The organism is Singulisphaera chitinilytica (genome assembly GCF_049331405.1).
In the GTDB taxonomy this organism is placed as follows: domain Bacteria; phylum Planctomycetota; class Planctomycetia; order Isosphaerales; family Isosphaeraceae; genus PoT.
Genome location: NZ_CP186274.1, coordinates 9,311,137 through 9,336,603, shown reverse-complemented (window position 1 = coordinate 9,336,603; position 25,467 = coordinate 9,311,137). Strand labels below are relative to the sequence as shown.

General features: G+C 64.3%; 23 protein-coding genes, 1 tRNA gene and 2 pseudogenes. 10 read left to right on the top strand and 16 right to left on the bottom strand.

Features of this window, described 5'->3' with window-relative positions:
* Positions 1–218: 218 nt before the first annotated feature.
* A complete protein-coding gene (locus tag ACOYYX_RS36345) occupies positions 219–536 on the bottom strand; it encodes a hypothetical protein (protein WP_422927542.1) in 318 nt (105 codons plus the stop codon).
* On the opposite strand from ACOYYX_RS36345, the gene ACOYYX_RS36340 reads away from it, so the two are divergent.
* Positions 535–1,410: a hypothetical protein gene (locus tag ACOYYX_RS36340; RefSeq protein ID WP_422927541.1), complete on the top strand. Its 876-nt coding sequence runs from the start codon at positions 535–537 to the stop codon at positions 1,408–1,410. The two genes, ACOYYX_RS36345 and ACOYYX_RS36340, sit on opposite strands and share 2 nt — an antisense overlap.
* Here ACOYYX_RS36340 and ACOYYX_RS36335 read toward each other — a convergent pair.
* From ACOYYX_RS36335 to ACOYYX_RS36325, 3 genes are all read right to left on the bottom strand, one after another.
* Positions 1,407–3,095 (bottom strand): FAD-dependent oxidoreductase, encoded by a 1,689-nt coding sequence (locus ACOYYX_RS36335; protein ID WP_422927540.1) that lies wholly within the window; start codon positions 3,093–3,095, stop codon positions 1,407–1,409. The genes ACOYYX_RS36340 and ACOYYX_RS36335 overlap by 4 nt on opposite strands.
* Before the next feature lie 136 nt (positions 3,096–3,231).
* Positions 3,232–4,362, bottom strand: coding sequence for a phytase (locus tag ACOYYX_RS36330; protein WP_422927539.1), 1,131 nt, complete (start codon positions 4,360–4,362; stop codon positions 3,232–3,234).
* Between the two features lie 132 nt (positions 4,363–4,494).
* Entirely contained in the window at positions 4,495–5,544 is a 1,050-nt protein-coding gene (locus ACOYYX_RS36325) for a DUF1559 domain-containing protein (RefSeq protein WP_422927538.1), read from the bottom strand.
* Between the two features lie 324 nt (positions 5,545–5,868).
* On the opposite strand from ACOYYX_RS36325, the gene ACOYYX_RS36320 reads away from it, so the two are divergent.
* The 6 genes from ACOYYX_RS36320 (at position 5,869) to ACOYYX_RS36295 (ending at position 11,793) form a co-directional block, all read left to right on the top strand.
* Positions 5,869–6,900: a hypothetical protein gene (locus ACOYYX_RS36320; RefSeq protein WP_422927537.1), complete on the top strand. Its 1,032-nt coding sequence runs from the start codon at positions 5,869–5,871 to the stop codon at positions 6,898–6,900.
* 134 nt (positions 6,901–7,034) lie between these two features.
* Positions 7,035–7,117 (top strand) — tRNA-Leu (locus tag ACOYYX_RS36315).
* 132 nt (positions 7,118–7,249) lie between these two features.
* Positions 7,250–8,584: a site-specific integrase gene (locus ACOYYX_RS36310; RefSeq protein ID WP_422927536.1), complete on the top strand. Its 1,335-nt coding sequence runs from the start codon at positions 7,250–7,252 to the stop codon at positions 8,582–8,584.
* A 663-nt stretch (positions 8,585–9,247) separates the two neighbouring features.
* A complete protein-coding gene (locus ACOYYX_RS36305) occupies positions 9,248–9,904 on the top strand; it encodes a hypothetical protein (RefSeq protein WP_422927535.1) in 657 nt (218 codons plus the stop codon).
* Between the two features lie 37 nt (positions 9,905–9,941).
* The gene (locus ACOYYX_RS36300) at positions 9,942–10,805 is read left to right on the top strand and encodes a hypothetical protein (protein WP_422927534.1); all 864 of its coding nucleotides are present in this window, start codon (positions 9,942–9,944) and stop codon (positions 10,803–10,805) included.
* An 82-nt stretch (positions 10,806–10,887) separates the two neighbouring features.
* Positions 10,888–11,793, top strand: a complete 906-nt coding sequence (locus ACOYYX_RS36295; protein WP_422927533.1) for a hypothetical protein — start codon at positions 10,888–10,890, stop codon at positions 11,791–11,793.
* A gap of 46 nt (positions 11,794–11,839) precedes the next feature.
* Here ACOYYX_RS36295 and ACOYYX_RS36290 read toward each other — a convergent pair whose 3' ends face one another.
* From ACOYYX_RS36290 to ACOYYX_RS36280, 3 genes and pseudogenes are all read right to left on the bottom strand, one after another.
* Positions 11,840–12,163, bottom strand: coding sequence for a hypothetical protein (locus tag ACOYYX_RS36290; protein WP_422931722.1), 324 nt, complete (start codon positions 12,161–12,163; stop codon positions 11,840–11,842).
* A gap of 45 nt (positions 12,164–12,208) precedes the next feature.
* Positions 12,209–12,463, bottom strand: a pseudogene (locus tag ACOYYX_RS36285) (hypothetical protein); the annotation flags it as partial.
* Positions 12,373–13,113 (bottom strand): annotated as a pseudogene (locus tag ACOYYX_RS36280) (IS4 family transposase); the annotation flags it as partial. The pseudogenes ACOYYX_RS36280 and ACOYYX_RS36285, both read right to left, overlap by 91 nt.
* Positions 13,114–13,210: 97 nt before the next feature.
* Between ACOYYX_RS36280 and ACOYYX_RS36275 the strand changes: the two are divergent.
* The 3 genes from ACOYYX_RS36275 to ACOYYX_RS36265 all read left to right on the top strand — a co-directional run bounded on the left by ACOYYX_RS36275 (position 13,211) and on the right by ACOYYX_RS36265 (position 21,629).
* The gene (locus ACOYYX_RS36275; protein ID WP_422927532.1) at positions 13,211–14,290 is read left to right on the top strand and encodes an ATP-binding protein; all 1,080 of its coding nucleotides are present in this window, start codon (positions 13,211–13,213) and stop codon (positions 14,288–14,290) included.
* 1,200 nt (positions 14,291–15,490) lie between these two features.
* Positions 15,491–16,099: an NAD(P)-dependent oxidoreductase gene (locus tag ACOYYX_RS36270; RefSeq protein WP_422927531.1), complete on the top strand. Its 609-nt coding sequence runs from the start codon at positions 15,491–15,493 to the stop codon at positions 16,097–16,099.
* 442 nt (positions 16,100–16,541) lie between these two features.
* The gene (locus ACOYYX_RS36265; RefSeq protein WP_422927530.1) at positions 16,542–21,629 is read left to right on the top strand and encodes a hypothetical protein; all 5,088 of its coding nucleotides are present in this window, start codon (positions 16,542–16,544) and stop codon (positions 21,627–21,629) included.
* 275 nt (positions 21,630–21,904) lie between these two features.
* On the opposite strand, the gene ACOYYX_RS36260 is transcribed toward ACOYYX_RS36265, so the two are convergent.
* The 9 genes from ACOYYX_RS36260 to ACOYYX_RS36220 form a co-directional block, all read right to left on the bottom strand.
* Complete coding sequence (locus ACOYYX_RS36260; RefSeq protein WP_422927529.1) at positions 21,905–22,234, bottom strand: type II toxin-antitoxin system PemK/MazF family toxin; 330 nt, start codon at positions 22,232–22,234, stop codon at positions 21,905–21,907.
* The gene (locus ACOYYX_RS36255) at positions 22,234–22,491 is read right to left on the bottom strand and encodes an antitoxin (protein WP_422927528.1); all 258 of its coding nucleotides are present in this window, start codon (positions 22,489–22,491) and stop codon (positions 22,234–22,236) included. The genes ACOYYX_RS36260 and ACOYYX_RS36255 overlap by 1 nt, the downstream gene beginning before the upstream one ends.
* 402 nt (positions 22,492–22,893) lie before the next feature.
* Positions 22,894–23,172 carry a hypothetical protein gene (locus ACOYYX_RS36250; protein WP_422927527.1) on the bottom strand — a complete coding sequence of 93 codons (279 nt, stop codon included), beginning with the start codon at positions 23,170–23,172 and terminating at the stop codon, positions 22,894–22,896.
* The gene (locus tag ACOYYX_RS36245; RefSeq protein ID WP_422927526.1) at positions 23,148–23,288 is read right to left on the bottom strand and encodes a hypothetical protein; all 141 of its coding nucleotides are present in this window, start codon (positions 23,286–23,288) and stop codon (positions 23,148–23,150) included. Before ACOYYX_RS36245 ends, ACOYYX_RS36250 begins: the two co-directional genes overlap by 25 nt.
* A 16-nt stretch (positions 23,289–23,304) precedes the next feature.
* A complete protein-coding gene (locus ACOYYX_RS36240) occupies positions 23,305–23,490 on the bottom strand; it encodes a hypothetical protein (RefSeq protein ID WP_422927525.1) in 186 nt (61 codons plus the stop codon).
* Between the two features lie 38 nt (positions 23,491–23,528).
* Positions 23,529–24,437, bottom strand: coding sequence for a hypothetical protein (locus ACOYYX_RS36235; RefSeq protein ID WP_422927524.1), 909 nt, complete (start codon positions 24,435–24,437; stop codon positions 23,529–23,531).
* Positions 24,438–24,523: 86 nt separating this feature from the next.
* A complete protein-coding gene (locus ACOYYX_RS36230) occupies positions 24,524–24,748 on the bottom strand; it encodes a pentapeptide repeat-containing protein (protein WP_422927523.1) in 225 nt (74 codons plus the stop codon).
* Positions 24,749–24,802: 54 nt separating this feature from the next.
* Complete coding sequence (locus ACOYYX_RS36225) at positions 24,803–24,973, bottom strand: pentapeptide repeat-containing protein (RefSeq protein WP_422927522.1); 171 nt, start codon at positions 24,971–24,973, stop codon at positions 24,803–24,805.
* 35 nt (positions 24,974–25,008) lie between these two features.
* Positions 25,009–25,461: a hypothetical protein gene (locus ACOYYX_RS36220; protein ID WP_422927521.1), complete on the bottom strand. Its 453-nt coding sequence runs from the start codon at positions 25,459–25,461 to the stop codon at positions 25,009–25,011.
* Between the last annotated feature and the right edge of the window lie 6 nt (positions 25,462–25,467).

Sequence of the window (25,467 nt, the reverse complement as noted above, 5' to 3'; positions counted from 1 at the left end):
AACGATGGCGCGTTCATACCCGTCGCGCGACAACGAAGGCAGGCGTCGATCCGGCCCAACCACGAAACCACCCCGTCGGATCGGGATGATCACGCTCGATCAATCCGAAAGATCCCGGGATATGGTTTGCCAACGAGGTGATTACCTCTGCCTCTATACGGCTGGAATCATCTGTGAGTGCATGGTAGGTGTCAAGGTTCTCGTTATTTTCGTGTGTTCTATTCACGAAAGTGATGAGGGGCTTGACATCCATGTGTCATCGGAGTCGACCTGGATTTGACGTCGAACCCAGATCCCCTGTCGGAGAGATAGAGCCAGTCTCGGATGGCGTGGCCGATGTGGTCGCCGTAGTCACAGAAGCCGGCGAAGACGGGGTGGATACTATCCGTCCAGATATATCGCGAGAAAATGTCCAAGGGGCTGGCAATGTGGTCCTGGCAGGAGATGCCGACCATACGGTTGCCGGAGGGGTCGTCGCGGAAGAAGTTGTCGTGCGGCCGCGAATTCAGGCCGGCGATGCGGAGCGGGTGACTCATGGATGCCTCGTTCCTGGCTCCCGATGATCCGACGAAGGACGTCCAAGGGGCTGTTATCGCGGAGGCCCAACGCTCGTCGATCAGCGTCCTGACGCTCGGCGGATTGCTGATCGGTCGTCGCGAGGCGATCCTCAAGATCGCCTCGACGCCCTCCGCGATCGGCGCGATGGCGATCCTGGTCTTCACGGCGGGCCTGGCCAGGAACTACGACAAGCCGATCCTCTGGCAGCAACCCTGGCGGCTCGTGGGCCCCTTCGTGGCGTCGCTCGTGACGAGTGGCCTACTGTTCGTCCTCATCCTCATGTGCGCCGAATTCCGCAAGATACGCGTGCCGAGTATCCCCCGCGCGTATCTGGCCTTCCTGACGATTTACTGGACGACGGCCCCGCTCGCCTGGCTGTACGGGCTCCCGGTCGAGAAGATGCTCAGCCCGTTCCAGGCCACTCAGGCGAATATCTGGATTCTGGCCATCGTCTCGGCCTGGCGAGTGGCCATCATCGTGCGGGCGACCTTGCTGATGATCGGGCTCAGGGCCTGGGCGGTCTTTCCCGTCTTGATGGTCGTGCTCGACGCGATCGCCTGGTCGGCCATCGTCTATTCGCCCGTCCCGCTGATCGTGGTGATGAGCGGCGGGGAACTGGCTCCCGAGACTCGGCTCATCTCCGACGTCGCTAAGGCCGTCCTGATGCTGACCACCTTCAGCTTCCCCTTCTGGTTGATCTCCGCCGTGTTTGTCATCGTCAAGGAATGGCGCCCGGTCTGGTCGGTGCCCGAGCCCTCGAGTCCGAGGCCGGGCACGCGAGGGCTGTACGCCTTCGCGGTCGCGAGCCTCGTCGTCTGGGTCGCCCTGACCCTGGCGATGCATAGATCCTAGCGCGGGGAGAGGTGCGGCCAGTCGATCTCGACGCCTCGCGAGGTCAGGTAGCCCTGGAACTCCTTGAGCCGCTCGGGCGTGTTGCGGACGGCCCGGGGCGTCAGGTTCTTGCCGAGGCAGAAGGCGGCGAGGAGCCCCGCGGCCTCGCCGATGGCCCATTCGACGGGGTGGAGGCGATAGCAGCCGTTCGTGATGTGGGTCACGCCCAGGTTCTTGCAGGCGGGGAGCAGGTTCTCGACCCGGCGCGGGATCAGGGCTCCGAGCGGGATCTGGAACGGGAGCGAGCTGACGTCGATGTAGTTGTCGCCGCCGCTGCTCGGGTGGAGGTCGATCCGATAGCTGCCGACGCCGACGGAGTCGGGGAAGGCCTCGGCCGTCACGTCCTCGCGGCCGAGGGCCTTGCGCCTGGCCTCGGTGCCGACGTGCTTCTCGAGCACGGTGAACTCGGCGCGGATGCGTCGGGATTCGCGGATATAAGGATGTTTTGCCAGGCCGTCGGAGGTGCCGACGAGGTCGGGGCGGAGCCGGAGCCCCTTCCAGCCATTGCCACCGTCGGGGCGAGGGATCTCGGTCTGCATCCAGTAGAGGAGCGAGAGGCTGAGCTGCTTGGCCCTGGCGACGTGCTTCGCGGCCTCCTCGGCCGGGACGCCGATCAGGTTGCCGAGCCAGTAGTCGTTCTGCGGCCAGTTGACCAGGGTTGTTCCCCCCGCGAAGCTCCCAGGCGCGAAGTTCCTCGTGTCGAGGATCCGGCGATAGACCCAGAACCCCTTGCCCGCCCCGGTCGGGTCGAACTCGAGCGGCCTCCCCTTGAGCGTGACGGGGTGCGTCGCCTCGGGGCCCAGCAGCTTGCCTGACCAGGGGGGAGAAAGCTTCGGCACGTAATCACGCCAGAATCCGTACTCGGCCGGGCGGTCGATCGTGTGGTCCTGGCCTTCGAGGTAGTCCATCGCGAAGCAACATGTGAACGACTGCTGATTCTCGGGCTGGGCCACCTCCGGCGCGTGCGTGTCGCCGGTCTCCGACTTCGCCTCGAAGCCCGTGACGAACTCGACCCCCGCCAGGGGCAGCAGGTCCCCCATCTCGGTCGCGTCGAGGATGTAAGAGGCGAGGAGGACGCGCTCGTCCCCCGTCCTCAGGTCGCGGACGGTGACGCTCTGGACCCGATCCCCCTGGACCTCGGCGCGGACCGGGGCGGTCTCGAGCAGGACGAGCAATTTCCCCGATGAGGCGAAGGGGGCGAGCAGCTCGGTGAGGACGGCGAGCGCGACCCTCGGCTCGTGGCAGAGCTTGGAGACGCTGCCGTTGCCCGGGTTCAGGTCGCGTCGGGCGAGGGCCTCGGCGGTCAGCGGGTAGTGGCGGCGGTAATAGTCGCGGATGCCCCGGCGGAGCTCGAAGTACGAGGCATTCCCGCCGAACTTCTCGATCCAGGGGTGTTCGTCGGGGGGCACCGCCTGCTGCGTGAGCTGGCCGCCGATCCAGTCTGTCGGCTCGGTGAGGACGACCGTCTTGCCGGTCCGCAAGGCGGCGAGAGCCGCCGCGCATCCCCCGAGCCCTCCGCCGACGATCGCGAGGTCGGCCTTGATCTCGCGCCCCTGCGCGGCCCACGCGAGGGAGCGTCCATCCTTCGCCGCCAGCAGGGCCGCGAGGCCCGCGCCGCAACCTTCCAGAAACCGGCGTCGTCGCATCCGATCAAGCCCCTCGCTGATGTTCACGCCTTGCCGCCGGGCCCTCTCCCCTGTGCAGGGAGAGGATCACGGCCATCCACTCGGATCGAATGTAGGCGTGGCGTCCGCGTCGAGCAAGGGGCTGGATGCCCTGGGCTTAGCGAGTGGGGCTCGGCTTGCGGGCCGAGCTGGTCGTGTCGATGAGGAGCTTGCCCCCGGCGACATCCTTCCAGCCGAAGAACTTGAAGTTCTGCCCGCCGTCGTTCTTGCCGTCCTGGACGACGAAGAGGCCGTCGGGGAAGAGGCCAGAAAGGGCCTCGTTGCTGACCTCGATGCCGTCGGTCTCGTCGATGTCGCCGAACGAGCCGGCCTCGGGGTCGATGGTCAGGACGTGCTCGTGTCGGCCGGATCGCTCGAAGACGAGGAACCGGCTGTTCCCCTGGCTCGATGCGATCAGATAGCCCTTGCCCTCGGGGGCGTAGTAGAGGCAGAGGCCCTCGACGTCGTCCGCCAGGCCGTTCTCGCCGACCTTGGCGATGAGAGTGCGGGCATCGCCGGCGTCGGGCTCGGCGCTGTATTCCCAGATGCCGATGTCTTCCTCGCCGATGTAGAGCTTGCCGGTCTCCCGGTCGGCGACGCACCCCTCGGCCTGCGAGCCAAGCTCGAAGCTTCGGACCTTCACGACCTCGAGGGGACCTTTCGATCCAGCATCGAGCCGATATTGCTCGACCTTGCCGTCGTGGTTCGTGACGATCGCGTAGGCCTTGTCGTCGCGGGGGCTCCGGTAGGTGCAGAGGCCGTAGGCGTCGCTGCCGCCGAACGTCGGGGCGGTGACGCCGGGGGCGATCTCATCGACGTGGCCGCTGGCCGGGTCGATGGTCCAGACCTTAAGCCCCGAGCCCGTCTTCCCCTTGCCCCCCGCTCGCGACGAGGCCACGGCGAGGTCCACCACGCGGTTGCCGAGCTTGAAGCCGTAGATCAGGTCGACGTTGTTCGGCTTCGAGTCGGGCGAGAGGCTCTGCTTCTCGGAGCCATCGAGCGAGTGCACATGGAGTCCCCCCTTCTTGTTCGTGCCGAGGACGAGGCTCCGGCCCGGGTCGTTGGGGTGGATCCAGATGGCCGGGTCATCGGCGGCGTCCCCTTGCGTCGGGACGGCGGGCGTCTCGCGCCTGGCGGTGGGGTGGCTCATCGCCGGAGGCTTCGGCCCTTCGGCGAAAGTCGACTCGGGGGCGATGAAGAGGAATAGGGCCGGGGCGATCGAGGCGAGCCGTCGCGACGAGAGGCACATCGACTGGTGTCCTGACGGTGGGATGGTGTGAGATGCAATCGATGGGGGGAAATAGTCGAGGCTCCCCGCCGATTCGCTGGAATTGACGAGGAGCCGTGGTCGTGGCGATCGATGATGTATCGATCCGATGGCTCAGTAAGAGTCGCCCGAGATGACTTCGCCGCCGGCGATGGTGCCGAGGGCTCGCCAGGTGACGCCGTTGATGCTGCTCTTGATGTAGTGGACCGAACCGTCGCCGAAGAGGGCGTTGACGCCGCCGGGGTGGTAGCTCCTCGAGGTGATCGCGGCGAAGGTCGGCCCGCCGTTGTTCTCGTCGATCGAGTCGAGGTCGTAGTCCTGCTGCGGGGTCCCGGTGAGGGTCCGCGTGTTCGGGGGCAAGGCGGTGGTGAAGCCGTCGTAGCAGGCCGAGCCGATCGACCACTTGACGTGGCCGGTGTCGATCTTGCAGCCGAGCGAGGCCGCGGCGATGACGATGGCCAGCGAGTCGGTCGGGCTCGGGATCGCGTTCATGTTGTTCAGGCCGGGCAAGGTCCCGCCGCTGCCGTCGGCCACGCACGACTTCATCAGGGGCTGGTACGCCTTGACCTCGGAGTTGACCACCGTGTTGCTGAGGCCGTCGGTGAAGGCCGAGAGCGGACGGCTGATGTTGACGCAGAAGGCACCCCGGTTCGGCGGGGCCGAGACGCCGCCGAAGACGTACCAGTCGCCGACGTTCCAGCCGTAGTTCGAGACGCCGAAGAGCTTGGCGGGGGCCGTGCCGCTGGGCGCCGTGTTCACTTCGCTCGGGCAGATCAGGTATTTCAGGGTGATCGAGCTGACCGTCGTGTTCGTCGGGTCGCTGTACTTCAGGGTGAAGTTCATCGCGTTGTACAACGGGCCCGACTCGATGAACGGGGCGAGCCGGGCGCTGATGCCCCACGACGTGTACGAGGTCGGCTGCGAGTTCCCGACCTGCTTCATCGTCTGCTGCGGCGGCAAGGCGCCGTTGGTGCTCTCGTAGTTGTTGAGAGCCAGGCCGAGCTGCTTCAGGTTGTTCGTGCACTGGATCCGGCGGGCGGCCTCGCGAGCGGCCTGGACGGCCGGCAGCAGCAGGGCGATCAGGACCGCGATGATCGCGATCACCACCAGGAGCTCGATGAGCGTGAACGCGGCGCGTTGTTGGGACGAGGGGGACCGTCTCATTGGCGGCGACTCGATGAATCTGCGACCTAGTGGGGATCGGCGCGGCCTGCAACGTCGCGAGGCGCGGTCGATCGGCGGACACCCCGCCGAGGGCAAGGATGTTACGACACACTTATGTGAGCCGGGCAAATGCCTGAAGAAGAGTCTTTGAAGATGATCAAGTTGAGCTGTGAACAGTGCTGCGCATAAATCTTGCCGGGTGGCCCATCCTAGGGGAAGTTGACATGGGACATGGAGGTCGGATTCTGCTAGATTGAGCGCCTGATCCGAATTCCGTGGGTTGGACCGGACGGGTTCAAGGATCTTGCTTGGAGGATCTCCATCATGGTTCGGCGAGCGATCTCGGGCGTGGGCGTGCTGATCTTCCTGGCGATGGGGTCGACCCTGGCGGGCGAGATCGACGGAGACGTGCTCGCGCCGTCGGACGACGGCCTGAGCAGGGCCTTTCGCGGCGAGTCTCGCTTGAAGGATGATAAGGAGAATACGATCACCCTGGTGAAATGGAAGGTCGAGGACCTCCGCAAGCAACTCCGCGAGGCCGAGGTCGAACTCGAGCAAGTCCAGGCCTCGATGCATCCCGGCAAACGAGCCTGGCTGCACGTGACGAGGCAGGCGACGCCCTTCCAGGACGAAGCCCAGGCATTCCCCGCCGCCCGGGACGATGCCGGCACCGTCAAATGGAAGCCCTCTCGTCGGTCGGTCGCTTTCGAAGACGCCCGGGACACTCCAGCGGACGGCGCTGAGGCCCAGGACACCCCCCCTGCCGGAGACGAGTCCCCGGCCCGCCCCGTCCTCAGGCCCAAGCTCCGGGCCAGGGTCTCCTCCCGAGACGAGTCCCAGGACAAGCCCTCTGCCCCTGACGAGTCTCAAGACAAGCCCCAGACCAAGGATGAGCCCCAGGACAACACTGCCCGAGGCGAGGTGCAGGACAAGCCCGCCGCGAAGGTTCAAACCCAGGACAAGCCCGCCGACACCCCGGCGACGACTCCCAAGGTCGAAGTGGTTGTCGAACCGTCCAAGCCCCAGGCGAAGGCTAGCTCCGCGCCTGGCCCCAAGGCCGAACTCGATGCCCAGGCGGATCGCCTCCGGGCCGAGATCGAGCTGGCGACCCTGAGCCACAAGGTCGAGGCCAACGCCCTCCAGGCCATGATGTCCGCCATCCGCAGCGCCGACCTCGGCCTGGACATCACCCCCGACGCCTCCCGCAGGGACCGCACCGTCACCAAGGCCGAGCTCCGCAAAGTGCGTGAGAAGCTCACCGCCGCCGAGGATGCCTTCCTCAAGAGCTCCTCCGACCTGAGCGCCAAGAAGCGCCAGCTCAAGAAGCTCCGCGCCGAACTCCGCGACGCCGAATAAGTCCTTGCGCGACCAGGATTTGCAGAATCGGACTGCAACCCACCCGAGAGTTGTGGACCGAATTACGAGCGTCGATTAAGATCAATGCGGATGAGATCCGTCGAATCTCCTCTGAAGGATCTCACCCCCGCATCGCGAGAGTGGCGGAATTGGCAGACGCGCAGGATTTAGGTTCCTGTGCCCAAAAGGCGTGAGGGTTCAAGTCCCTCCTCTCGCATCTCAAAAATAGGCCTCGATATACGGAAAGTGTCCACTTGGCCGTTTGGCCCGAGTGACCTCGCCGAGGTAACAAAAAGGTAACAGGCCCGATGTCGCATTGCGGTGGCATTGCCCGAGAGGGGAGAGCCACATGGCCGCAGTCCAGGAACGAAACCACAGTTACAGATTGGTATTCCGATATGAGGGCAAACAGCACGTCCTCATCCTTGGCCGCGTTGGCGAGGCGGAAGCCAAGGCAAAGTCCGCCCAGGTCGATTACCTGCTGATGCGGCTCAAGCAGGGCCTGATCGCCCTGCCAGCGGGCGTCGATATCGTCACCTTCCTCCGGTATGACGGCAACCCTCCTGCCCCGTCCCTAGAGCGTGGCCCGGCCACGCCAAAACCGCCCGAACCGACCCTCGGCGTCCTTCGTGACCGTTACCTGGAGACGCACGGTAACGGCACGCTCGAGGTCCACACGCTCAAGGGAATACGCCGCCACTTCGGCCACCTCGCCCGTGCCCTGGGCGAAGGTTTCCCGATCCGGGGCCTGAAGCTTGTCGACCTACAGAGCTACGTCGACATGCGGGCCAAGGCCAAGGGGCGGCGGGGCCCCCTGCTCCCGGCCACGATCAAGAAGGAGATCATCACGCTCCGCGGCGCCTGGAACTGGGGCGTGCGGATGGGGATCGTCGAGGGACGATGCTCGGTCGACGGCCTCCGCTATGCCAAGGGGGATGAAAAGCCACCGTTCCAATCGCGGGCCGAGATCGAGCGGCAACTCCCGGGCCTGCCGAAGGCCAAGGCCGACGAACTCTGGGAAGTGCTCTACCTGACCTTCGATGAAGTGGGACGGCTCCTCGACTACGTCAAGGCGACCGCGGGCCATCCGTGGATCTACCCGATGATCGCGACCGCCGCCCACACCGGGGCGCGCCGAGGCGAGCTGCTACGGATGCGGGTCAGCGACGTCGACCTCGGTGCCGGGGTGGTGAGTATCCGCGAGAGGAAGCGAGTCCAAGGGAGCCGGACGACACGCCGCGTACCGCTCTCGTCCGCGCTGACGGCGATCCTGACCGAATGGCTGAAGGTCCACCCCGGAGGCCCGTACCTGTTCGCCCAGGCCGTAGTGGTGGCAGGGAGCAAGAAGCGAAGCGCCAAGACGGGCTACCAGAGCAAGGACCGCCCGACGACTGAGAAGGCCCGGCGTGCGGTCATCCGGGTGCGGGAGCGTCCGGAGATCGTGCCGCTCACCGAGGACGAGGCCAGACACCACATGAAGCACACGCTCGTCGGCAGCGAATGGGAGGTGGTCAGGGGGTATCATGTCCTGCGGCACAGCTTCGTGAGCGCTTGCGCCTCAAAGGGCGTCGACTTGCGGATGCTGCAGGAGTGGTGCGGACACATGAGTCCGGAGATGCAGCGGCGGTACATGCACCTCTACCCCAGCGTGCAGGCCGAGGCGATCAAGAGCGTATTTGGGTAAGATGGAGTGTCGGTTTGAGATCAAACCTAACCAGCGAGTCGCATGAGCGAAGGGCTGTCTGTGGTCAGCTCACCGGATTTTGAGTCCGCTACGTGTGCCATATGCGGGATATTGGAAACAACTTGCGGTGACGCTTAAGGGCCTTGATATTAAGTCACTTACTACACCGTCCTGCTCTCTCCCAGTATTGTAGCCGCATTGGGTTAATCTCGCCAGCTATGTTCCTAATTGTTCCTAAATGGATGCATGCATAGCGGTAGCCCAGGCGGAGCCGGACCATAGCTCTCGGTCTTCGACCACGCCTTCCTAGCCATGGATCAGAGGCGGAAGAGCGCGAGGGCGAAGCGGTCATCTGTCGAGAAATGGACCTGCCGTCGCCACGAGTGGCGTGTGTCCCGGGAGGCGGAGTCCGTTGTCGTCGTCCAGTGCTAGAGGGCTTGGACGGTGACCCAAGCCCGGCCTCTCAGGGTCAAGAGTATGAGAGGTGGACCCAGTGCTAGATCGTTGTATCCCGCCGCGCCGAATGACGGACCATTCTGCACGCCGCTAAATTCGAGCTCGGTGCGACGAAAGAGCGTCGGTCTGGCGGACCGAAGCGTGCGAGGACCTCCGTTGCCCCGAGATTGGCCAGAGGCGATAATGACGGGCAGCGAGGAGACCGCCATGAGCCTGACGAATAAACTTCTAAGACTGGCGGCCAAGGTGGCCCTCGATAAGCTGATCGGCGAGACGCGGACCGACGCGCTTGATAAGATGCTCCAGGATTGGGCGGCGGAGCGCGACAAGGCCAGGGAGCTGGCAGAGGCCCAGAGGCAAGCGGCCGATACAGTTGCGGTTTCCGAGGCGGTGGAAACGGTAATCGCAGGAGCTGGTCGGGCGGTTACAGGCGAAGAGCGTATAGATCTGGAAGTGGCGGTCGCAGCCAGGATTGCTACGCTCGACGATCCATCTTCGGAGGAGCAACTTCGTAAGACGTTCCTTCCGGGTAAGTCGAAAGTCTACGTGATCCTGAGTGACGACTCACGAATGACGGGCGATAAGCCGAGCCGTTTCTTCCACTTCAGTTGGGACAACGAGGGCTATCGGATCAGGGACTACCTCGAGAGCCGAATACTTCACCCACCCGACCGCAAGCCTGGTAAAGAAAGTTTGACGCCAGTCGCTCTGGGGATGTCCGCCCTTGAAGTCTGGAACGCAAGCAACGTCCGCATCCACTCTGTGGCGGAGTTTGGCCTGGGCTTTGGCAAGGAACAAAAGAAAGAGTGGAAGCAGGTACTTCATCTGCTGACCGAGTCCGCGAAGCAGATCAGGGGGAAGTAGCGTCGCGGCCACGCCCTTTATGCGATAGGAACCCGGCATGAGCGACCTCGACCACCTCACACACTCAGGCGACCCACTCGAAAAAGCGGTCATCCGCCTCGCCGGGGAAGCGCTTCAGTCCGTGCTCGTCCCATACTCGCATATCTGGGCAAAATACGTTCTGCATGCCCGGATTGGCGCAGGCGAGTTTGTTGACGAGTTTCTTCTGAAGTTCGCGGCGAGCCATTATACGGCACTTGTTAGGCTCTATAACGCTTTGGAATTTCGCCATTCGATCCACAACCTCTGCGCGGAAAGCGGCCCACAGGAGGACGGCGAGACACTCTTGAAGCTGCAAGCGTCCACCTCAGCGTTTTGGTGGTCGCTTGGCGCTGCAGTAGATAACCTTGGCAAGGCACTCGAACAATTTCCAGGAAGCACGTTGAGGGGCCGTGATGCGGGAATTGAACTTCTAATTAGTTCGCACGTATATATTTCTTATATTTACGGGCGTCGCACTCAGTTAATTCACTCTCGCGTCATTCCTATAGGCACCGACCAAGGCTATCCTGTTTCTGATACTCGATATCTCGACGGAAAGCATCGATCGACGCTTCCAGCGGAAACGAATTGGTCATTAGACTACAAATCTCCGTCTGATCTAGACGCTTCTTACGAAGGACTGTGGAATGAGGCAGTGCAATCCCTGACCTCGGCTTGGTGGGCTGCGAAGACGTTCCTGGACGATGTCAAGAAGCCGCAAACCAGTAACAAGTCACTCAAAGAAGTAAAACAAATTTCTGATTATTTCGGCCAACTTCGTGGCCACGTCATTCAAACCGATACCAGCCAATCGCCGGGGCAATCGAATTACCTGCAAGGTCCAGGACCATCCGGTCTTTATCCCGGAGGCGGGTGGTAATCTATTCAGCCAAGTCGATTCAAGTTGGGCAATCCTCCTGTTTGTCCATATTGAGGCTTCGCATTACGTCTGGACGCTCGTCATGCATATCGAGATCGCAATTCCACATCGTGGACCCGGATTGGCACCCAGCATCCCGTATCGCAAATCGACCCCAATCACAGTGACCATCAACCGCGATCCCCTAGACCTGCCCGGCCCGGTCCAAATTGAGGTGATCAACTCATCGAATGATAACGGTTCAGCAATCCTAGAGGGGGCAGTTTCGCTGGATGAAACGGCCCAAATCCAGCTCCGAGGAAACTCCCAAACTCGGCCGAGTCATAGCGGCCAACTTAGAATTCGTGCTCGTTTTCAAGATTTGACGGTTGATTCGCAGGGATTCTCGGTTTGCGCACATCCCTGCGCCGTCACGAACGGCCCTGAATGCCATGCGGAATATTATCCTTATCCCGAGCCAACCAATTCCCAGATGGGAATGCAGGTCGAGATTGGCTTCCTATCAGACTCCGGCGTCTTGGCAGACCTAGATCAAGTAGATGAGATGGAAATTGTCGGCCCGACCGTTGAAAGGTCGGGGTCGCTTCAAGGGCATCCTAAGAAAGAGCCCAAGGTCCAGAAGGAGATGCAACCATTGCTGGAGGTAGACAAGGACGACCACACATCAAATATTACGATGTGGAATGCCATTGCCGAGAATGTATTGCAAGGGCAACAAGGATCGTGGGCAAACGATCAATTTGACGAATTTAAATGCAGACGATGCGCCGACGCTCCAGCATTGGCTGCGGTGATCCCAAACTCAGGATATAGAGTTTTGCGATCAGTCTTTATCAACGATCAGGGGCAACTGCTTCATAGGGTGGTGAAGATCTCACGCCCTTGCATTATAGGTGATCGGGATTCTGCGGGAGGACCGTCGGATCCTTTGACTGTTGAAATGCACGTTCCACCATCGGGCCAAAACGATGGATTTGAATTTCCATAAAATCTAGGTCGCCGTTGCGCGCGTCGGTGTGGTCGACGAATGGCACTTAGATTTTGCTAGCTCGTTTGAGCACCTGGAGTTTGACCTCTCGCCGCGGCCTCTTCAGCTCTTCGTACCCCCGGGGCCCCTTCCTGGTCATGCGGGGCTCGAACCGGTCAGGCCGGTCGCCGACCCGGTGCAGGGCGATCGCCCGGAGCAGCTCCTCGTACAGCGCCGCCAGGCGCCCCACGCCGCGGTCGGCCTGGGCGGCGATCACCGGCCGGAACGCCTCCAGCACCTGCAGCGCCGCCTTGAAGCTGATCGACCGCGGTTCGACGCCCTCGCGGGCCGCCGCCTGCGCCATCACCGTGCGGATCAGGTTGTAGGCCAAGACGTGGGCCCAGATCTCCTTGCGCACCAGTTCCGGCGTCTTGCACCGCAACGTGTCCATCTGCAGCGTGACCTTGATGGAGCGCAAATCGAGCTCGTTGTTCCACCGGGCCCGGTAGAGCGAAGCCAGCTCCGCCGCGCTCGCCTGCCCGGGTCCAGGATGGTCGTCACCACGACGACCGATCGGGTCCGGAACCCTGCCTGCTCCACGCGGAAGCGGACCTCGCGGACCGTGATCGAGTCGGGCAACGCGTTGTACGTCGCCCGGTCCACCGAGCGGATCGACGTCGGCTTCTTCCACACGACCAGGTGATCGTCCTTGCCTAACCGGGTCCCCTTGCGGAAGTCGGCCGTGCGGAGCGGCCCCAGGCGGCTGACGGTGTCGACCCCGCGCCGCTTCAGCAGATACATCCCGACCCAGCCCGACATCAGGCGGTCGCCCAGCAGCACGTCGCCGGGGCGGAGCACGTCCCACAGCTGGCGCAGCAGGCTGACCTCCACCTGGCCCTTGCCGGCGTAGCGGCAGACGCCCAGGTCGAGGATCGCGCCGCAGGACAGCGAGATGATCGCGCCGATCCGAGCGGGTGCGAACCTCGTCCCGGGGACCTGGTTGTAGGCCAGCGGGTATTCACGCCGATTCTCCGGGGTGTCCGGCATGGAGACCGTCGAGCCGTCGAAGAGGCAGGCGCGGCGGCCCTTCCAGAGCCACCGCCGATCGACCCACCCGTCCAGGTTGCGCCCGACGAGGCGGGCCACCGCGGCGAAGAACCCTTCGGGCAGGCGTCCCCTCGCCTGGCAGTAGGCTCCGGTCTCGGAGCTGCACGGCTCGAGCCCTTGCGAGGCGCGGTGGGCGATCAGGCGGGCGACGGCGGCGCGGCAGGACTGGTCGGCGTTGAGCACCTGACCGAGGAAGACCCAGAGGGTCACCAGCGGGCTGTAGATCCGGTCCTTCCACGCCGCCTTGACCTCGCGGAGGGCCTCGTGGAGGCCGTCGGCGGTGAGGACGTCGGCGAAGGGGAGGCCGCCCTCCTGGAGGAACTATCGGTCTTTGCTGTTGCAGCGCCTCACCGCCGTGCGCCAGCGCCTCAATCCAGCCGCACGTCGCTCCGACGACAGCACGCTCGACACCGATTTCCATGAAGTCAATGCCGCCGTATCTGCCGCCCGCGTCGCCCGTACACAACGTGAGGATCGTGTCAAGCAACTCAAGAGGATCAAGGCGGATCTCGTAACAGTAAGCCAGAGTTTGCAAGAAGCGAAGGCATCCCTCAATTCACTTGCTGCGCAGGCCGGAGTTGTCGAAATCGAGGATATTAGCGTCGTCGTGCAACGAGCTAACGAAAGAATCGCGGCTGCCCAACAGGTCGAAGAGCAAGAGAAGGCACTCGCTCAGAACACCCGTGGCGAGTCGCTGGATGCTTTCATCGCCACGGCGCTAGAGCACAGAGGCCAGCTCGACCGGGATATCGATTCCCTCGACCAGCGAGCCCAACAACTTGATGCAGACGTCACCGCCGCAGAGGCCGAGGCACTTCGGGCGGGGCAAGCTCTAACTGCCTTTCAGCAAGCATCTGATTCCGCCGCTGAAGCCCGGCAGCGGGCTGAGTTGGTTCTCGCTCGGCTGGATGGCCAAGTTGTCGAATACGCAGCCCTACATCTCGCCCGCGTTGCGCTCGACCGAGCCAAGGAGAGGTATCGGGCTCGGCGTCAGGACTCGCTGCTCGATCGAGCTGGTTCATTCTTCAAAACGCTCACGGATGAGGCCTTTGCGGCGCTCGATATCGACAACGATGAAGGCAAGGATGTGCTCACAGCCGTCCGCGCCCCCGGACATCGGACTCCGAGTGTTCGGGTCGGCGGTCTCTCCGATGGCACTCGCGATCAACTATTCCTGGCGCTGCGTCTCGCAGGGATCGAGCAGCACCTTCAGAGCTGTGAGCCGGTTCCGCTAATCATCGACGATGTGCTCGTGACTTTCGACGACTACCGCGCACGCACTACGTTGCAATGCCTCGGAGAGCTGGCGACGAAAACGCAGGTGTTACTATTCACCCATCACCGGCACGTGGTCGATCTGGCAACGGCGGTTCACCCTTCCGCGCGAGTTCATGAAATCGCTGCCACGTAAGCCATCCCGCTCGCCCGTCCGGCAAGCGCACAAGGTTTCGCGGAGAACGCATACTCCGGGACGTCCTGAGCCGCTCGGGGGGACCCGTGCGAGTTCTCGAAACGAGGATCGGAACCGGTCTCCCAGCTTGAGCAGATAGTGGCTTTGTCGCTGTCGTGGCCCACGCCGGAGGTACCGGGACCTTCGCAGACACGTACAAATCGAACGCGATCCACCAAAGCGTGTTATTCGGCGGTCCAACCTTCCCGCGGCGGCTCACCTACTTCTTGGCCTGAGTGCCCGCAGGACTCCGCTCAGCCGGCTCCGCAGCGGCATCCTTTCCACACCACGGCACCCGTTGATCGAGGTCACATCGTATGGCTCACCGAGCATCTTCGTGTAGGTGGCTCACTGTTTCTTGCGCAGCGTCTTCTCGATCAACTTCATCTTCTCTAACGCCCGTGGATCTGGGCCGTCCGGAGGGCAACTGACGGCGGCCGAAGTCGGTGAGAGTTTCAAGACGAAGGTTGGAGGCGATCCGCCTCCACTACGCCGGCCGAGTCGACGAGTGCGACAATCGCGAGGACGATGTGTTCCGGCAGCGCGGGCCACGCGTTGCAGACTTGTTCGAGACGAGGGGCAACAGATGTCATCGTGAGCCGATGTCGGCACCTCGTATTACTGTAGTCAGAATGCCAACTTCGATCACATGCCTCGAGACGTCGTAACCTGCTTCGGTCTAGTCGACCGAAACGTCGAACGCTGTCGAGTAAGTACAAGAATTAGTGACTTGGACACTGACCGCGCTCGAATCGAATTAGTCGCACGGTCCTAAAAAAATGTCTAGTGCGTCTGCCAGCGGAGTGAGTTTTCGCCACGAGACGACCTAAACTATTGCGGTATAGTTGCTTGGATCCATCATGATTGCTGATTCTGAGTCCGGCGCGTCTGCCAAGAAAACATGTTGGTCTGAGGCTTAAGTGACGTTGATTTCTGAGTGTTGGCAAAGCTTTACGTTGATCCTTGCCTTCGGTCGCCTTATAACCGAGATGGGCTGGCTCGGCCAGCAAGTGCAGAAGAATTGCAGAAGATCGCGGAACATCTTGCCCTTTGGCGTGTCGGATTTTTAGAGCCTGTCCCATAATGTGAACACCAGGACACAGGACGTCGTGAGGATGGGATGAGTACGCACCGATACCCCAGTGACGTCACCGACTCGCAGTGGGGCCCGATCGAGCCCCACATCCCCGACGGGCCCTCGCCGGCGGGCACGAGGGGACGGCCGCAGCCCGCCGGCCATCTCGCCTCGGGCGTCCGGGCGGCCGATTCCGGACGGCCCAGGTCGACCTGTCCGACGCCGGCTCCATCGACCGCGGTGTCGCAGGGCAGGACGTCGTCCTGTCCTGCCTCGGCGTCGCCGGGATCCTGGCGTCCCTCCGGCCGATGACATTCTACCGCGACAGCGCCGCGGCCATCGTCGCCGCCATGCAATGGGGCGGAGTCCGACGGCTCGTCGTCCTGTTGTCTGTGGGTGTCCTCAGGAACCCGATGGCGCCCATCCGATACCGCTGGCTTCTCAGGTCCCTCCTCCGTCATAAGTACGCCGACATGCAGCCGATGGAGGACGTCATTCGCGGCAGCGGCCTGGACTGGGCCGTCATCCGGCCGGGCCGTCTCACGGATGGCGATCTCACCGGGCACTGCCGGGTCGGCAACGACGGCACCCTCCCCCATGTCGGCGATCTCACGCGGGCCAATGTGGCGGACCTGGTGCTGCGGGCGATCACGAACGACGAGTTCCTTCGCCGAGCGGTTGCCGTCAGCCAATGAATAACTACCCGGCTCGAGAAACTGCCGACGGCGTCCGTTTGCCGGGGCCGCATGGAGCGCCCGGCATCCGCCTCCTCGCCATCACCCGCGAAAATCTCCTCGCCTCTCGGATAAAGCCCTGCTAGCTTGACGCATGGCTTCCGACCGCAGGTTTTCCGACCGTTTCCGCCCCCCTGACCGCTCCCTTTCCCACGCCGAGCGCGTTCGGCCCGCTCGCAATCAGGCCCTACTCCCATTCGCGGAGCCCCCTCCTCACACGGTCCATCCCCTCCCGTCGGCCCCGCCGGGGCCTGTCTCCGCGACCGTACCTCCCCGGCCGTCCGCTTCAATCTTGCAGACGGGGCCCCTATCCCCATCTTCGATTGACCCGTCCGTCGCCGGGTCGGTTGATCGCTCCGAGGCAAGGCCCCGATCGGCGGGGCCTCGGACGCCAGGAGAATCCATGGACCAAATTTCATCATCACCATCATCAACCGGCGAGAAGGCAGAGGCCCGCGACATCCTCGCGGCCGTCCGCACGCTGAAATCCATCGAGCGGGAGAATCGACCCGCCGACGAGGACGACCGCGTGAAGCTCGGACGCTTCGGCGGCTTCGGTGCCGTGGCCCTGTCGATCTTCCCCGACCCCGTCACCGGCAAGTACAAGGACCCCGGCTGGGAATATCTGGGCGACGAGCTCAAATCCCTCCTCACCCCCGAGGAGTACGACTCCGCCAAGCGGACCACCTTCTCCCAATTCTTCACCCCTCCCATCGTCATGGCTGCCATGCACGAGGCCTTGTCGCGTCTCGGCGTCGCCGACGATGCCGTCATCCTCGAGCCGGGTTGCGGCGTCGGGAATTTCCTCTCCCATGGCGAGCCCGGCCGGCGCTTCATCGGCGTCGAGCTCGACTCCATCTCCGGCCGCATCGCACGCGTGCTTCATCCCCGGGCCGATATCCGCATCGAGAACTTCCGCGATTCGAGGCTCCCGCCACTGGACGCCGTGATCGGCAACGTCCCCTTCGCCGACATCAAGCTCGAATACGAGGGGGATAAGCTCTCCCTCCACGACTATTTCATCGTCAAGTCAGTCGACTCGCTGAGGCCCGGCGGCGTCCTCGCCGTCGTCACCAGCCGCTACACGCTGGACAAGCAGGACGCGGCGGTCCGCGAGCGTCTCGCTGCCCGGGCCGACTTCCTCGGTGCGATCAGGCTCCCGTCCGATGCGTTCAAGCGGGAAGGGACGCAGGTGACGACCGACATCCTGTTCCTGCGGAAGCGGACGCCGGGCCAGGAGCCGAATCATGCCGACCCCGAATGGCTCGAAACCTCCGTGCTCGGCATCCAGGGGGCGGACCTGCCGGTCAACCGCTATTTCTGCAATCACCACGAGATGGTCCTGGGCGATTGGAGTCGGCAGGACACGCTGTACGGCTCGGGATTCTCGGTGAAGTCGAACGGCGGCCTGGCAAGCCAGCTCAAGGACGCGGTGGGGCGGATCGCGGCCCCGGGCGTCAAGGAATCCTTGACGACCCAGTCCGAGGCCGAGCGCCCGAATCCGCCGCCGATTCCTGCCCACAAACACGGATCGCCGCCGGCCTTCCAGCCCCCTCCCCCGCTCCGCCACATCACCGAAGGCTCCCTCTTCGTCGGCGACGACAAGGTCATCCGCCAGGTCGAAGACGGCAACGCCCAGCCGGTCACCTATTGCGGCGTGCTCTTGAAGGCCGACGGCACGCCCCTGGCCCGCAAGATCGGCTCCCTGATCCAGCTCCGCGACCTCGCGCGCCGCGTCCTCCAATCGCAGAACGAGGACTGGCCGGAGGCGAACCGCGAAGACGCCCGCCGTGACCTGAACCGGGCCTACGACCTCTTCGTCTTCCAGCACGGCCCGATCAACAAGACGACATTCACGGAAACGAAGACGGGCACCATCCGCCGCATGCCGAACCTGGTGAAGTTCAAGGAAGACCCCGACGCCATGCTGGTCATGGCCCTCGAGGAGTATGACGAGGCCACCGGCATGGCCGGGAAAGCCCCGATCCTCCTGCGGGATGTCGTCGGGCCGAAGCCGCCCATAACGCGAGTGACGAGCGCCGAGGAGGGGTTGCTCGTATCGCTGAACGATCGCGGTGTGATCGATCTTTCTTATATTGCCGAGCTTTACGGCAAGCCTGAGGCTGCGATCGTGGCCGAGCTCGGCGACCTGATCTACCGCGATCCGGAAAGCCTCGAGTGGCAGACCGCCGATGAGTACCTGTCCGGCAACGTCCGGGCGAAGTGGGTGGCCGCTGAGAAGGCCGGGCCGGAGTATGCACGGAATGCCGAGGCGTTGCGGCTGGTCCAGCCCGAGGATGTGCTGCCGGGCGACATCGACGCCAACCTGGGCGCGCCTTGGATACCCGAGCAAGACATACGGGCGTTCGCGGCCGATCTGTTCAACGTGCCCGTCGACTCGTTCAAGGTCGGCCACCTGAAGAAGGACGCCGTGTGGAGCGTCGAGCCCGACTACCGGGCGATCAACTCCGTCGCGGCCACCGCCGACTACGGCACGTCGAGGATCAACGGCACGGAGCTGCTCTCCCAGGCGTTGAACCTCAAATCGCCCGTCATCTACGACATCGTACGCGGTCCCAACGGCGACGAGCGGGTCTTGAACCCCATCGAGACGGCGTCGGCCAAGGAGAAGCAGAAGCTGATCAAGGAGAAGTTCAAGGGCTGGATCTTCTCCGACCCGGACCGCACGGAGCGCCTGGTCCGCGATTACAACGACACATATAACAATCTGAGGCCGAGGCTGTTCGACGGCTCGCACCTCGACTTCCCGGGGATGAGCAAGGCGATCACGCTGAAGCCGCACCAGGTCGACGCGGTCTGGCGGTGCATGACGGTCGGCAATACCTTGCTGGCACATTGCGTCGGCGCGGGCAAGAGCTTCGAGATGGCCGCCGGCGCGATGAAGATGAAGCAGGCCGGGCTGATCAAGAAGCCTTTGATCGCGATCCCCAACCACATGCTCGAGCAGTTCAGCCGCGAATTCATGCAGCTCTACCCGAACGCCAAGCTGCTGGTGGCGAGCAAGGAGGACTTCAGCAAGGACCGCCGCAAGATGATGACGGCCAAGATCGCCACGGGCGACTGGGACGCGATCATCGTGACGCACTCCAGCTTCGAGCGGATCGGGATTAGCCGCGGCTATCGGGAACGGTTCCTGCGCGAGCAGATCGAGGAATATGAGTCGTTGCTGGTGGACAAGGCGTCGCAGGGCCGCAACATCATCAAGACGCTGGAGAAGCAGAAGGCCAACCGCGAGGAGCGGCTGAAGCGCCTCCTGGCCGAGGACAAGAAGGACGACGGCCTGGTCTTCGACGAGCTGGGCGTCGACCAGATCTTCTACGACGAGAGCCAGGCCGGCAAGAACCTCGAGACTCCCACCAAGATGGACCGCGTCGCGGGCATCCAAACCGGCGGTTCCGAGCGGGCATTCGACCTCTACATGAAGGCCCGCTATCTAGGCCAGGGACATCCCGGCCACGGCGTCGTCTTCGCGTCCGGGACGCCGATCAGCAACTCGATGGTCGAGATGTACACACAATGCCGCTACCTCGACCCCGAGGGCCTCCGCTCCCGAGGCATCGACCATTTCGACGCCTGGGCCGCGACCTTTGGCGAAGTGGTCGAGGCCATGGAGATCTCGCCGGACGGAGCTTCCTTGCGTCCCCGCAGCCGCTTTGCCAAATTCGTGAACCTGCCCGAGCTGGTGCAGATGTTCCGCTCCTTCGCCGACGTGCAGACGGCGGACATGCTCGACCTGCCCAGGCCGAAGCTCGAAGGCGGCAAGCCGATCACCGTCGCCTGCCCGATGTCGGAGGAGCAGGCCGATCTCCAGACGGCCTTGGTCAAACGCTACGAGCGGCTCCGCAACGAGAAGGTCGATCCTCGCGAGGACAATGCCCTGGCGATCACCACCGACGGCCGCAAATTGGCGCTCGACGGCCGGATGCTCCGGCCCGGACCGGACTTCGCCGAGTCGAAGATCAACGCCCTCGCCCGCAACGTCCGCCGCATCTGGGGACGCACGGCCGATACCCGCGGCACGCAGATGATCTTCGGCGACATGGGCGTCAACCCGACGGCATGGGGCTTCTCGGCCTACGACGAGGTGATCGGCAAGCTGGTCGAGGCGGGCATCCCCCGGCAGCAAATCGCCGACATCGGCGACGCCGACACCGACGCCAAGAAGCAGGCCCTGTTCGAGAAGGTCCGCCAGGGCACGGTACGCGTCCTGATCGGCTCCACGCAGAAGATGGGCACCGGCACCAACGTCCAGAAAAGACTGGTGGCCCTCCACCATCTCGACGCGCCGTGGAAGCCCGCCGAGGTCGAGCAGCGTGACGGACGCATCCTCCGCCAGGGGAACGACAACCCCGAGGTGGCGATCTATCGTTACGTGACCACCGGGTCCTTCGATAGTTTTATGTGGCAGGCGCTCGAGACGAAGGCACGGTTCATCGCCCAGGTCATGTCCGGCGACTGCGCGGTCAGGAAGGCCGAGGACGTGGGCGATCAGGAACTCAGCTACGCCGAGGTGAAGTCTATCGCCTCGGGCAATCCGGCCGTGCTCACGCTGGCCGAGTCCGACGCCGAGCTGCAACGGCTCGCCATCCTCAGGAAGAACCACCACGACGAGCAGTATCTGGCCCGGCGGAATCTGCGCGATCTGCCCGACTCGATCCGGCATCTGACCAAACGGGTCGAGGGTCTCATGGCCGATATGGCGACCATCGCCGGGAATCCAGGCACTTTGACGGTCGAGGGAATTGCAGAACGCATGAAACGCATGCCAGAGAAGGTCAGCGAGACCTACCGAACGAGGCTCGGGACTTATCGCGGGCTGGAAGCGGGAATCATCCTGCATCCGCCCGGAGGCACGGAAGTCTACCTCGACGGCTCCGTCCGGTGCCGCGAGCAGCTCCTGCGGGACAATCCCGGCCCCCGTGCCGTCCTGAACGCCCTCGAACGGCTGGCGGACGGGTACGGGTGGGAGATGCGGCACCTGAGGGCCGACATCGCCCTGAAGGAAGGGCAGCTTCGCGACTATGAGAGCCGCCTGGGGACCAAATTCGCGCACGAAGAGTACGCAAGCCAGTTGGCTGACTTGCGCGATGAGCTCAGGCACGGGCTGTCGGAGAAGCCGCCGGAAGGATGCGGACCGGTCGCCGAGGTGGCCGAGAAGATCAAGGCGCTGCGCGAGTCGGTGACGGTCGAAGCCACGCCCGAGCGGGCCGTGAGGAAGGCGGTCAGGGCCGAGAAGCCGGTTACGGCGAGGATTCGGGAGCGGTTGGGGAAGCTGCGGCCGGTTGAGGTGGCGGAGGAAGCCGCCCCAATCGCGGCGGTGGAATCCCCGGTCGAAGCGAAGCCGGAGCCGATCCCCGAGCAGGACGCGCTCGTCCTCAAGATGCCCGCGCCGGCGAGGCCGGTGAGCGGCCACGCGAAGGCGGTGACGAAACGCAGGAGAGAGGACGAGACGCAGTTGAGGCTGTTTTAGGGATGGCCCGTGTGGCAGGAGTTGAACCGCAGGCCGCGAAATCCACGCCACTCACGACGTCCGGGCGGGATGCTCGGGTACGGCTCCAGCCCTCGATTCTGCTACAGCCGACATAATCTTCATCGCGATCCGATCAGTAAGGCGGTAAAGGCACCGAGCCGGAAGTTGCGGCCGACGGATCAAGCAAGACTCGGTGGCGAGGATGCTACTTCGGCTCACCACGAGGAATAGCCCGTCGCCGCTTCTCGACCCGGGGCCAGTTGCGCGTCGCCGGGCTATTCGAGGAGGGTGAGCAGCCTGGCGATGACTTCATCGGTCACGGCCTGCGGCACCTTTTCCACGAAGGCAGCCTTCCGTCCTTGCAGGTCGAGGACGCGCGGCTGGTTGCACAGCACCACGCCCTGGGCATTGGTGCCGGTGCCGCTGAGCGATACGGCGAAACCCTTGCTGCGGGCGAACTCGCCGCCCTGGGTGATCGGGCAGACCAGCGGGGTGCCCGGGCGATTGAAGTCGCGCGGCGAGACGATGAGGACGTAGCGACGGCCCGCCTGCTCCCTCCCCTGGATCGGGTTGAGATCGACGTGATAGATGTCGCCACGTTCCATTACAGCGCTTCGCGGCCGGTGGGCTGGTCCGCCAGCCACGCTTGTTCCTCGGCCGTCAAAGGCGCGGCGGGATCGCATTCGGCGATCAGCTCGGCCAGCGTGTGGCGAAGCCTGGGATTGGGCTCGACGATGAGCCGGCCTTCGGACACGGAGAGCCCGACCCGGGAATTGGCGGCCAGGCCCAGCCCTTCCAGGAGGGATTTGGGGATGGCGAACATGACCGAGCCGCCGACGCTGCGTAACGTGGAAAGGTGCATAGGACACTCTCAAATTATACTCCAATATAACATAAGTAAATGCAATTGACAAGCGGATGTCCGGCGATGGCCTCCGTCCGAAGGCCTTGCGGACGTCACGCAGCCCGGGCATGAAGCGAGAGCGTTGGGCCCGATTGCCGCCCAAGATGGGCCTCGGCGCAAAGGCCGAGTGTACGACCGGGCCGACCTTGGAGGCCGCCGGGCGTAGCTACGCCCGGCAATCGTCCTGCTCAGCGACTCCGACGCCGCCGCTTGGCCGATTGCAGGCATCAAGCAGTAGCCGTTGCAGCGGCCGGGACTCGGGCTCAATTAAGGGATGATCGACGATCTCGTGAATCGCCGGTCCGATGACTCAATTCCGCTAGACCGGCACCCTCATCCCTCGGTCCAGCCCCGAGCCCATCAAAGGCGCCCCCGGCTGACCTCCGGCAGCAGTCCTTCCCGTTGATACCGCTGCAACTCGCCGTGGCTGACCACCCAGGAGGGGAAGGCCCCCCGGCCGGACCTGCGCTTCTGCGCGTGGATCCGGCCGAGGCGGCACCACTCCCTCACGGTGAATTCCGCCCGGCCGGCCAGCCGGGCGAATTCCTCGGTGGTGTAGAAATCCTTCACCGTCTGCCGCTCGACCAGGACGAGCAGCATCGCCTCCATGCGCCTCAGCGTGTCCTCGATCCCCTCCATCGCAGCAGCTCCTCGCGGATGATCAGGTAGAACTCGCGGTCGGCGTCGGCCCACTCCTCCTCGCGGAGGCACGCCTGCACGACGCGCCGGCACCGTACGGCGATGCGCCCCGCCATGTCGTGGATCGTCGCGTCAGTTGGCGCTGAATCCGACACTTATGGCCTCCTTTCCCGCCTCGTAGCGGTCCATCGCGTGCAGCATCGAGAAGATGATCGTGGACAGCAGCTCGTGCTTGGGCGCGTGCGGCGAGGCGTCCAGGAAGTCCATGATCGCGAGCGCCGCCGCCAGGACGCAGTCGTAACGAAAGTCCTCGTTCATGCGTACCGTACCCTCCCCTGCGTCGGTGATGGCGGAGATCAGGCCGAATGACTATCGCCATAGTCGCCCCCGCGCGACGGCCCGGCGGGCTCCGTCTCCTCCCCTCCCGCAGGATGATGGGAGCACGCTCGCGCGATCTCGCTCGGCCGGGGATGCGCCGGGCCGGCGGATGCCGCGTGTTCCCGGGATTCCGTGGCCTGCCGCTCCCCTCCGACGCGGAGAGCATCCCAGGATGCCCGGTCGAGGAAATCGGCATTGTCGCGGAGCGTGAACCTGTGCTCCCGCGGAATCGGCCCGATCAGCTCGACATTCTTCGCGTGGACGAATCGACCGTCGTCGAAGCGGATGTAATAATCCCCGCCTCCGTCGCCCGGGGTGCCCGGCGGAGGATCGTGCTCCCCGAGGAGGAGGTGCTGCACGCCGCCCACGCGGACCGAGTCCGGATCGTCCCTCGGGGCGATCCGCTCGGCCCAGTATTTGCCGCCGTAGGGATCGGCCCGCTCGGCGAGCAGCGGCCCCTCCCAATCCTCGCGGCCGTCGGCCATGATGCGGACATAGCCCTGCTCACGCACCCGCTCGGGGCCCGCGGCGTGGGCGTACGCCGCTGCGAGCCGGGTCACTTCCGCCTCCACCCGCGTCACCACCTCGTTGAAGCCCGCGATCTGACCTTGGATCGCTTCGAATAGCTTGCCGATCTCCCCGTCGAAATAACCCCATGTGATGGGCTCATCGGGCGGAGGGCGCAGGAGCTCGTAATCGTCGTATTCGCCGAAGGGCGCGACGAGATCCCTCGCGCACGCCCGCAGGAGCGAGAAATCCTGGTGGATCAGCCGCAGGAGCTGCAGCCCCTCCGGCGGGAGCGGGTCCTCCGACTCGCCGGTATCTCGCGCGTCGTTCGCCGGTTGAGGGCCCCGGCGCGCCCGGTCCTCTCCGCCTCGTTCTGGCATGTCAGAATCCCTTAATATTCTGATTTGACTCGTGGGATCCGCTTGAAACCGATTCGCCCTCGGCGATGGCAGTGGACGCCCGATGCTCACATCGAGTGGCCGTCTCCGTCGTCCTGCCCCTGCTCGGCCCCATCGCCCTTGACCGACTCCTGCGTCGCGGACGCGCCCCTGCCGGCCTTGGCGATCTCCGACGGCCAGGTGCTGGGCGGCCCGGCCGCGAGCGGCGGGAGGACGGCGCCCAGCAGGTAGGCGCCTCCGAGGTTGGCCTGACGCATGTCGGCGCCGCGGAAGTCGGCCTCGGCCGCCTCCACGCCCTGCATCCTCGCCCCGTAGAGATTCGCGTTCTGGAAGTTCGCCCCCTGCAGCTAGGCGCCCCTGAGGTCGGCGTAGCGGAGATTGCTGGCGGTGAAGTTGGTGCCGCGCAGGTCGCTCGCCCGCAGGTCCGCCCCCTCGAGGTCGACCGACGCGAAGTTCACCCCCCGCAGGTCCGCCCCTTTCCAGCTGACCCGCTTCGATGGTTCCTGAGGCTCTTTCATGCCCGGTCTCCCTCGGGGAAGCTTCGATCATGGCCTCACATCGAGTGCCCGTCGCCGTGGTCGTGTCCGTGATCCTGGGCCGCCTCAATCGAGCGGCCGGCCCTGGCGATCTCGCTCGGCCAGCCCTCGCGCGATCCCGCCGAATGGGTATAGGAGGAGTGGCCGGCGATCCCCGCGTGGCTTTCCGAACGCGCGGACGCGATCTCGCCCTGGGTCGGGTTGAAGAGGGCGCCGCTCTCCTGCACCTGGATCGCGTCGGGGAAGGCCTTGAGCGCCTCCCCGAGCTCGTCGATCCCCTGCCGCCCGGCGGCGGCGAGCGTGCCGTCCGCCATGGCCGCGTCCCAGGCCGACGATACGAGGGAAGCGGCCGCGGCCAGGACGCTGCCGATGGCCCCCGCGGCCGCCCCGAGCATCGAACGCCCGCCCGGATCGGGACTGGCCGTCGAAATCACCTCGTCCTGCCGGGTGTGATCCTGCCCCGCTGCCATGTCGCT

What these genes read in the sequence shown, in the direction of transcription:
- ACOYYX_RS36295 (WP_422927533.1), top strand. Translation starts at nt 10,888, where the DNA reads ATGCATATCGAGATCGCAATTCCACATCGTGGACCCGGATTGGCACCC.
- ACOYYX_RS36325 (WP_422927538.1), bottom strand. Translation starts at nt 5,544, where the DNA reads ATGAGACGGTCCCCCTCGTCCCAACAACGCGCCGCGTTCACGCTCATC.
- ACOYYX_RS36220 (WP_422927521.1), bottom strand. Translation starts at nt 25,461, where the DNA reads ATGGCAGCGGGGCAGGATCACACCCGGCAGGACGAGGTGATTTCGACG.
- ACOYYX_RS36245 (WP_422927526.1), bottom strand. Translation starts at nt 23,288, where the DNA reads ATGGCGGGGCGCATCGCCGTACGGTGCCGGCGCGTCGTGCAGGCGTGC.
- ACOYYX_RS36345 (WP_422927542.1), bottom strand. Translation starts at nt 536, where the DNA reads ATGAGTCACCCGCTCCGCATCGCCGGCCTGAATTCGCGGCCGCACGAC.
- ACOYYX_RS36225 (WP_422927522.1), bottom strand. Translation starts at nt 24,973, where the DNA reads ATGAAAGAGCCTCAGGAACCATCGAAGCGGGTCAGCTGGAAAGGGGCG.
- ACOYYX_RS36300 (WP_422927534.1), top strand. Translation starts at nt 9,942, where the DNA reads ATGAGCGACCTCGACCACCTCACACACTCAGGCGACCCACTCGAAAAA.
- ACOYYX_RS36250 (WP_422927527.1), bottom strand. Translation starts at nt 23,172, where the DNA reads ATGGAGGGGATCGAGGACACGCTGAGGCGCATGGAGGCGATGCTGCTC.
- ACOYYX_RS36320 (WP_422927537.1), top strand. Translation starts at nt 5,869, where the DNA reads ATGGTTCGGCGAGCGATCTCGGGCGTGGGCGTGCTGATCTTCCTGGCG.
- ACOYYX_RS36335 (WP_422927540.1), bottom strand. Translation starts at nt 3,095, where the DNA reads ATGCGACGACGCCGGTTTCTGGAAGGTTGCGGCGCGGGCCTCGCGGCC.
- ACOYYX_RS36340 (WP_422927541.1), top strand. Translation starts at nt 535, where the DNA reads ATGGATGCCTCGTTCCTGGCTCCCGATGATCCGACGAAGGACGTCCAA.
- ACOYYX_RS36265 (WP_422927530.1), top strand. Translation starts at nt 16,542, where the DNA reads ATGGACCAAATTTCATCATCACCATCATCAACCGGCGAGAAGGCAGAG.
- ACOYYX_RS36235 (WP_422927524.1), bottom strand. Translation starts at nt 24,437, where the DNA reads ATGCCAGAACGAGGCGGAGAGGACCGGGCGCGCCGGGGCCCTCAACCG.
- ACOYYX_RS36330 (WP_422927539.1), bottom strand. Translation starts at nt 4,362, where the DNA reads ATGTGCCTCTCGTCGCGACGGCTCGCCTCGATCGCCCCGGCCCTATTC.
- ACOYYX_RS36260 (WP_422927529.1), bottom strand. Translation starts at nt 22,234, where the DNA reads ATGGAACGTGGCGACATCTATCACGTCGATCTCAACCCGATCCAGGGG.
- ACOYYX_RS36240 (WP_422927525.1), bottom strand. Translation starts at nt 23,490, where the DNA reads ATGAACGAGGACTTTCGTTACGACTGCGTCCTGGCGGCGGCGCTCGCG.
- ACOYYX_RS36255 (WP_422927528.1), bottom strand. Translation starts at nt 22,491, where the DNA reads ATGCACCTTTCCACGTTACGCAGCGTCGGCGGCTCGGTCATGTTCGCC.
- ACOYYX_RS36305 (WP_422927535.1), top strand. Translation starts at nt 9,248, where the DNA reads ATGAGCCTGACGAATAAACTTCTAAGACTGGCGGCCAAGGTGGCCCTC.
- ACOYYX_RS36310 (WP_422927536.1), top strand. Translation starts at nt 7,250, where the DNA reads ATGGCCGCAGTCCAGGAACGAAACCACAGTTACAGATTGGTATTCCGA.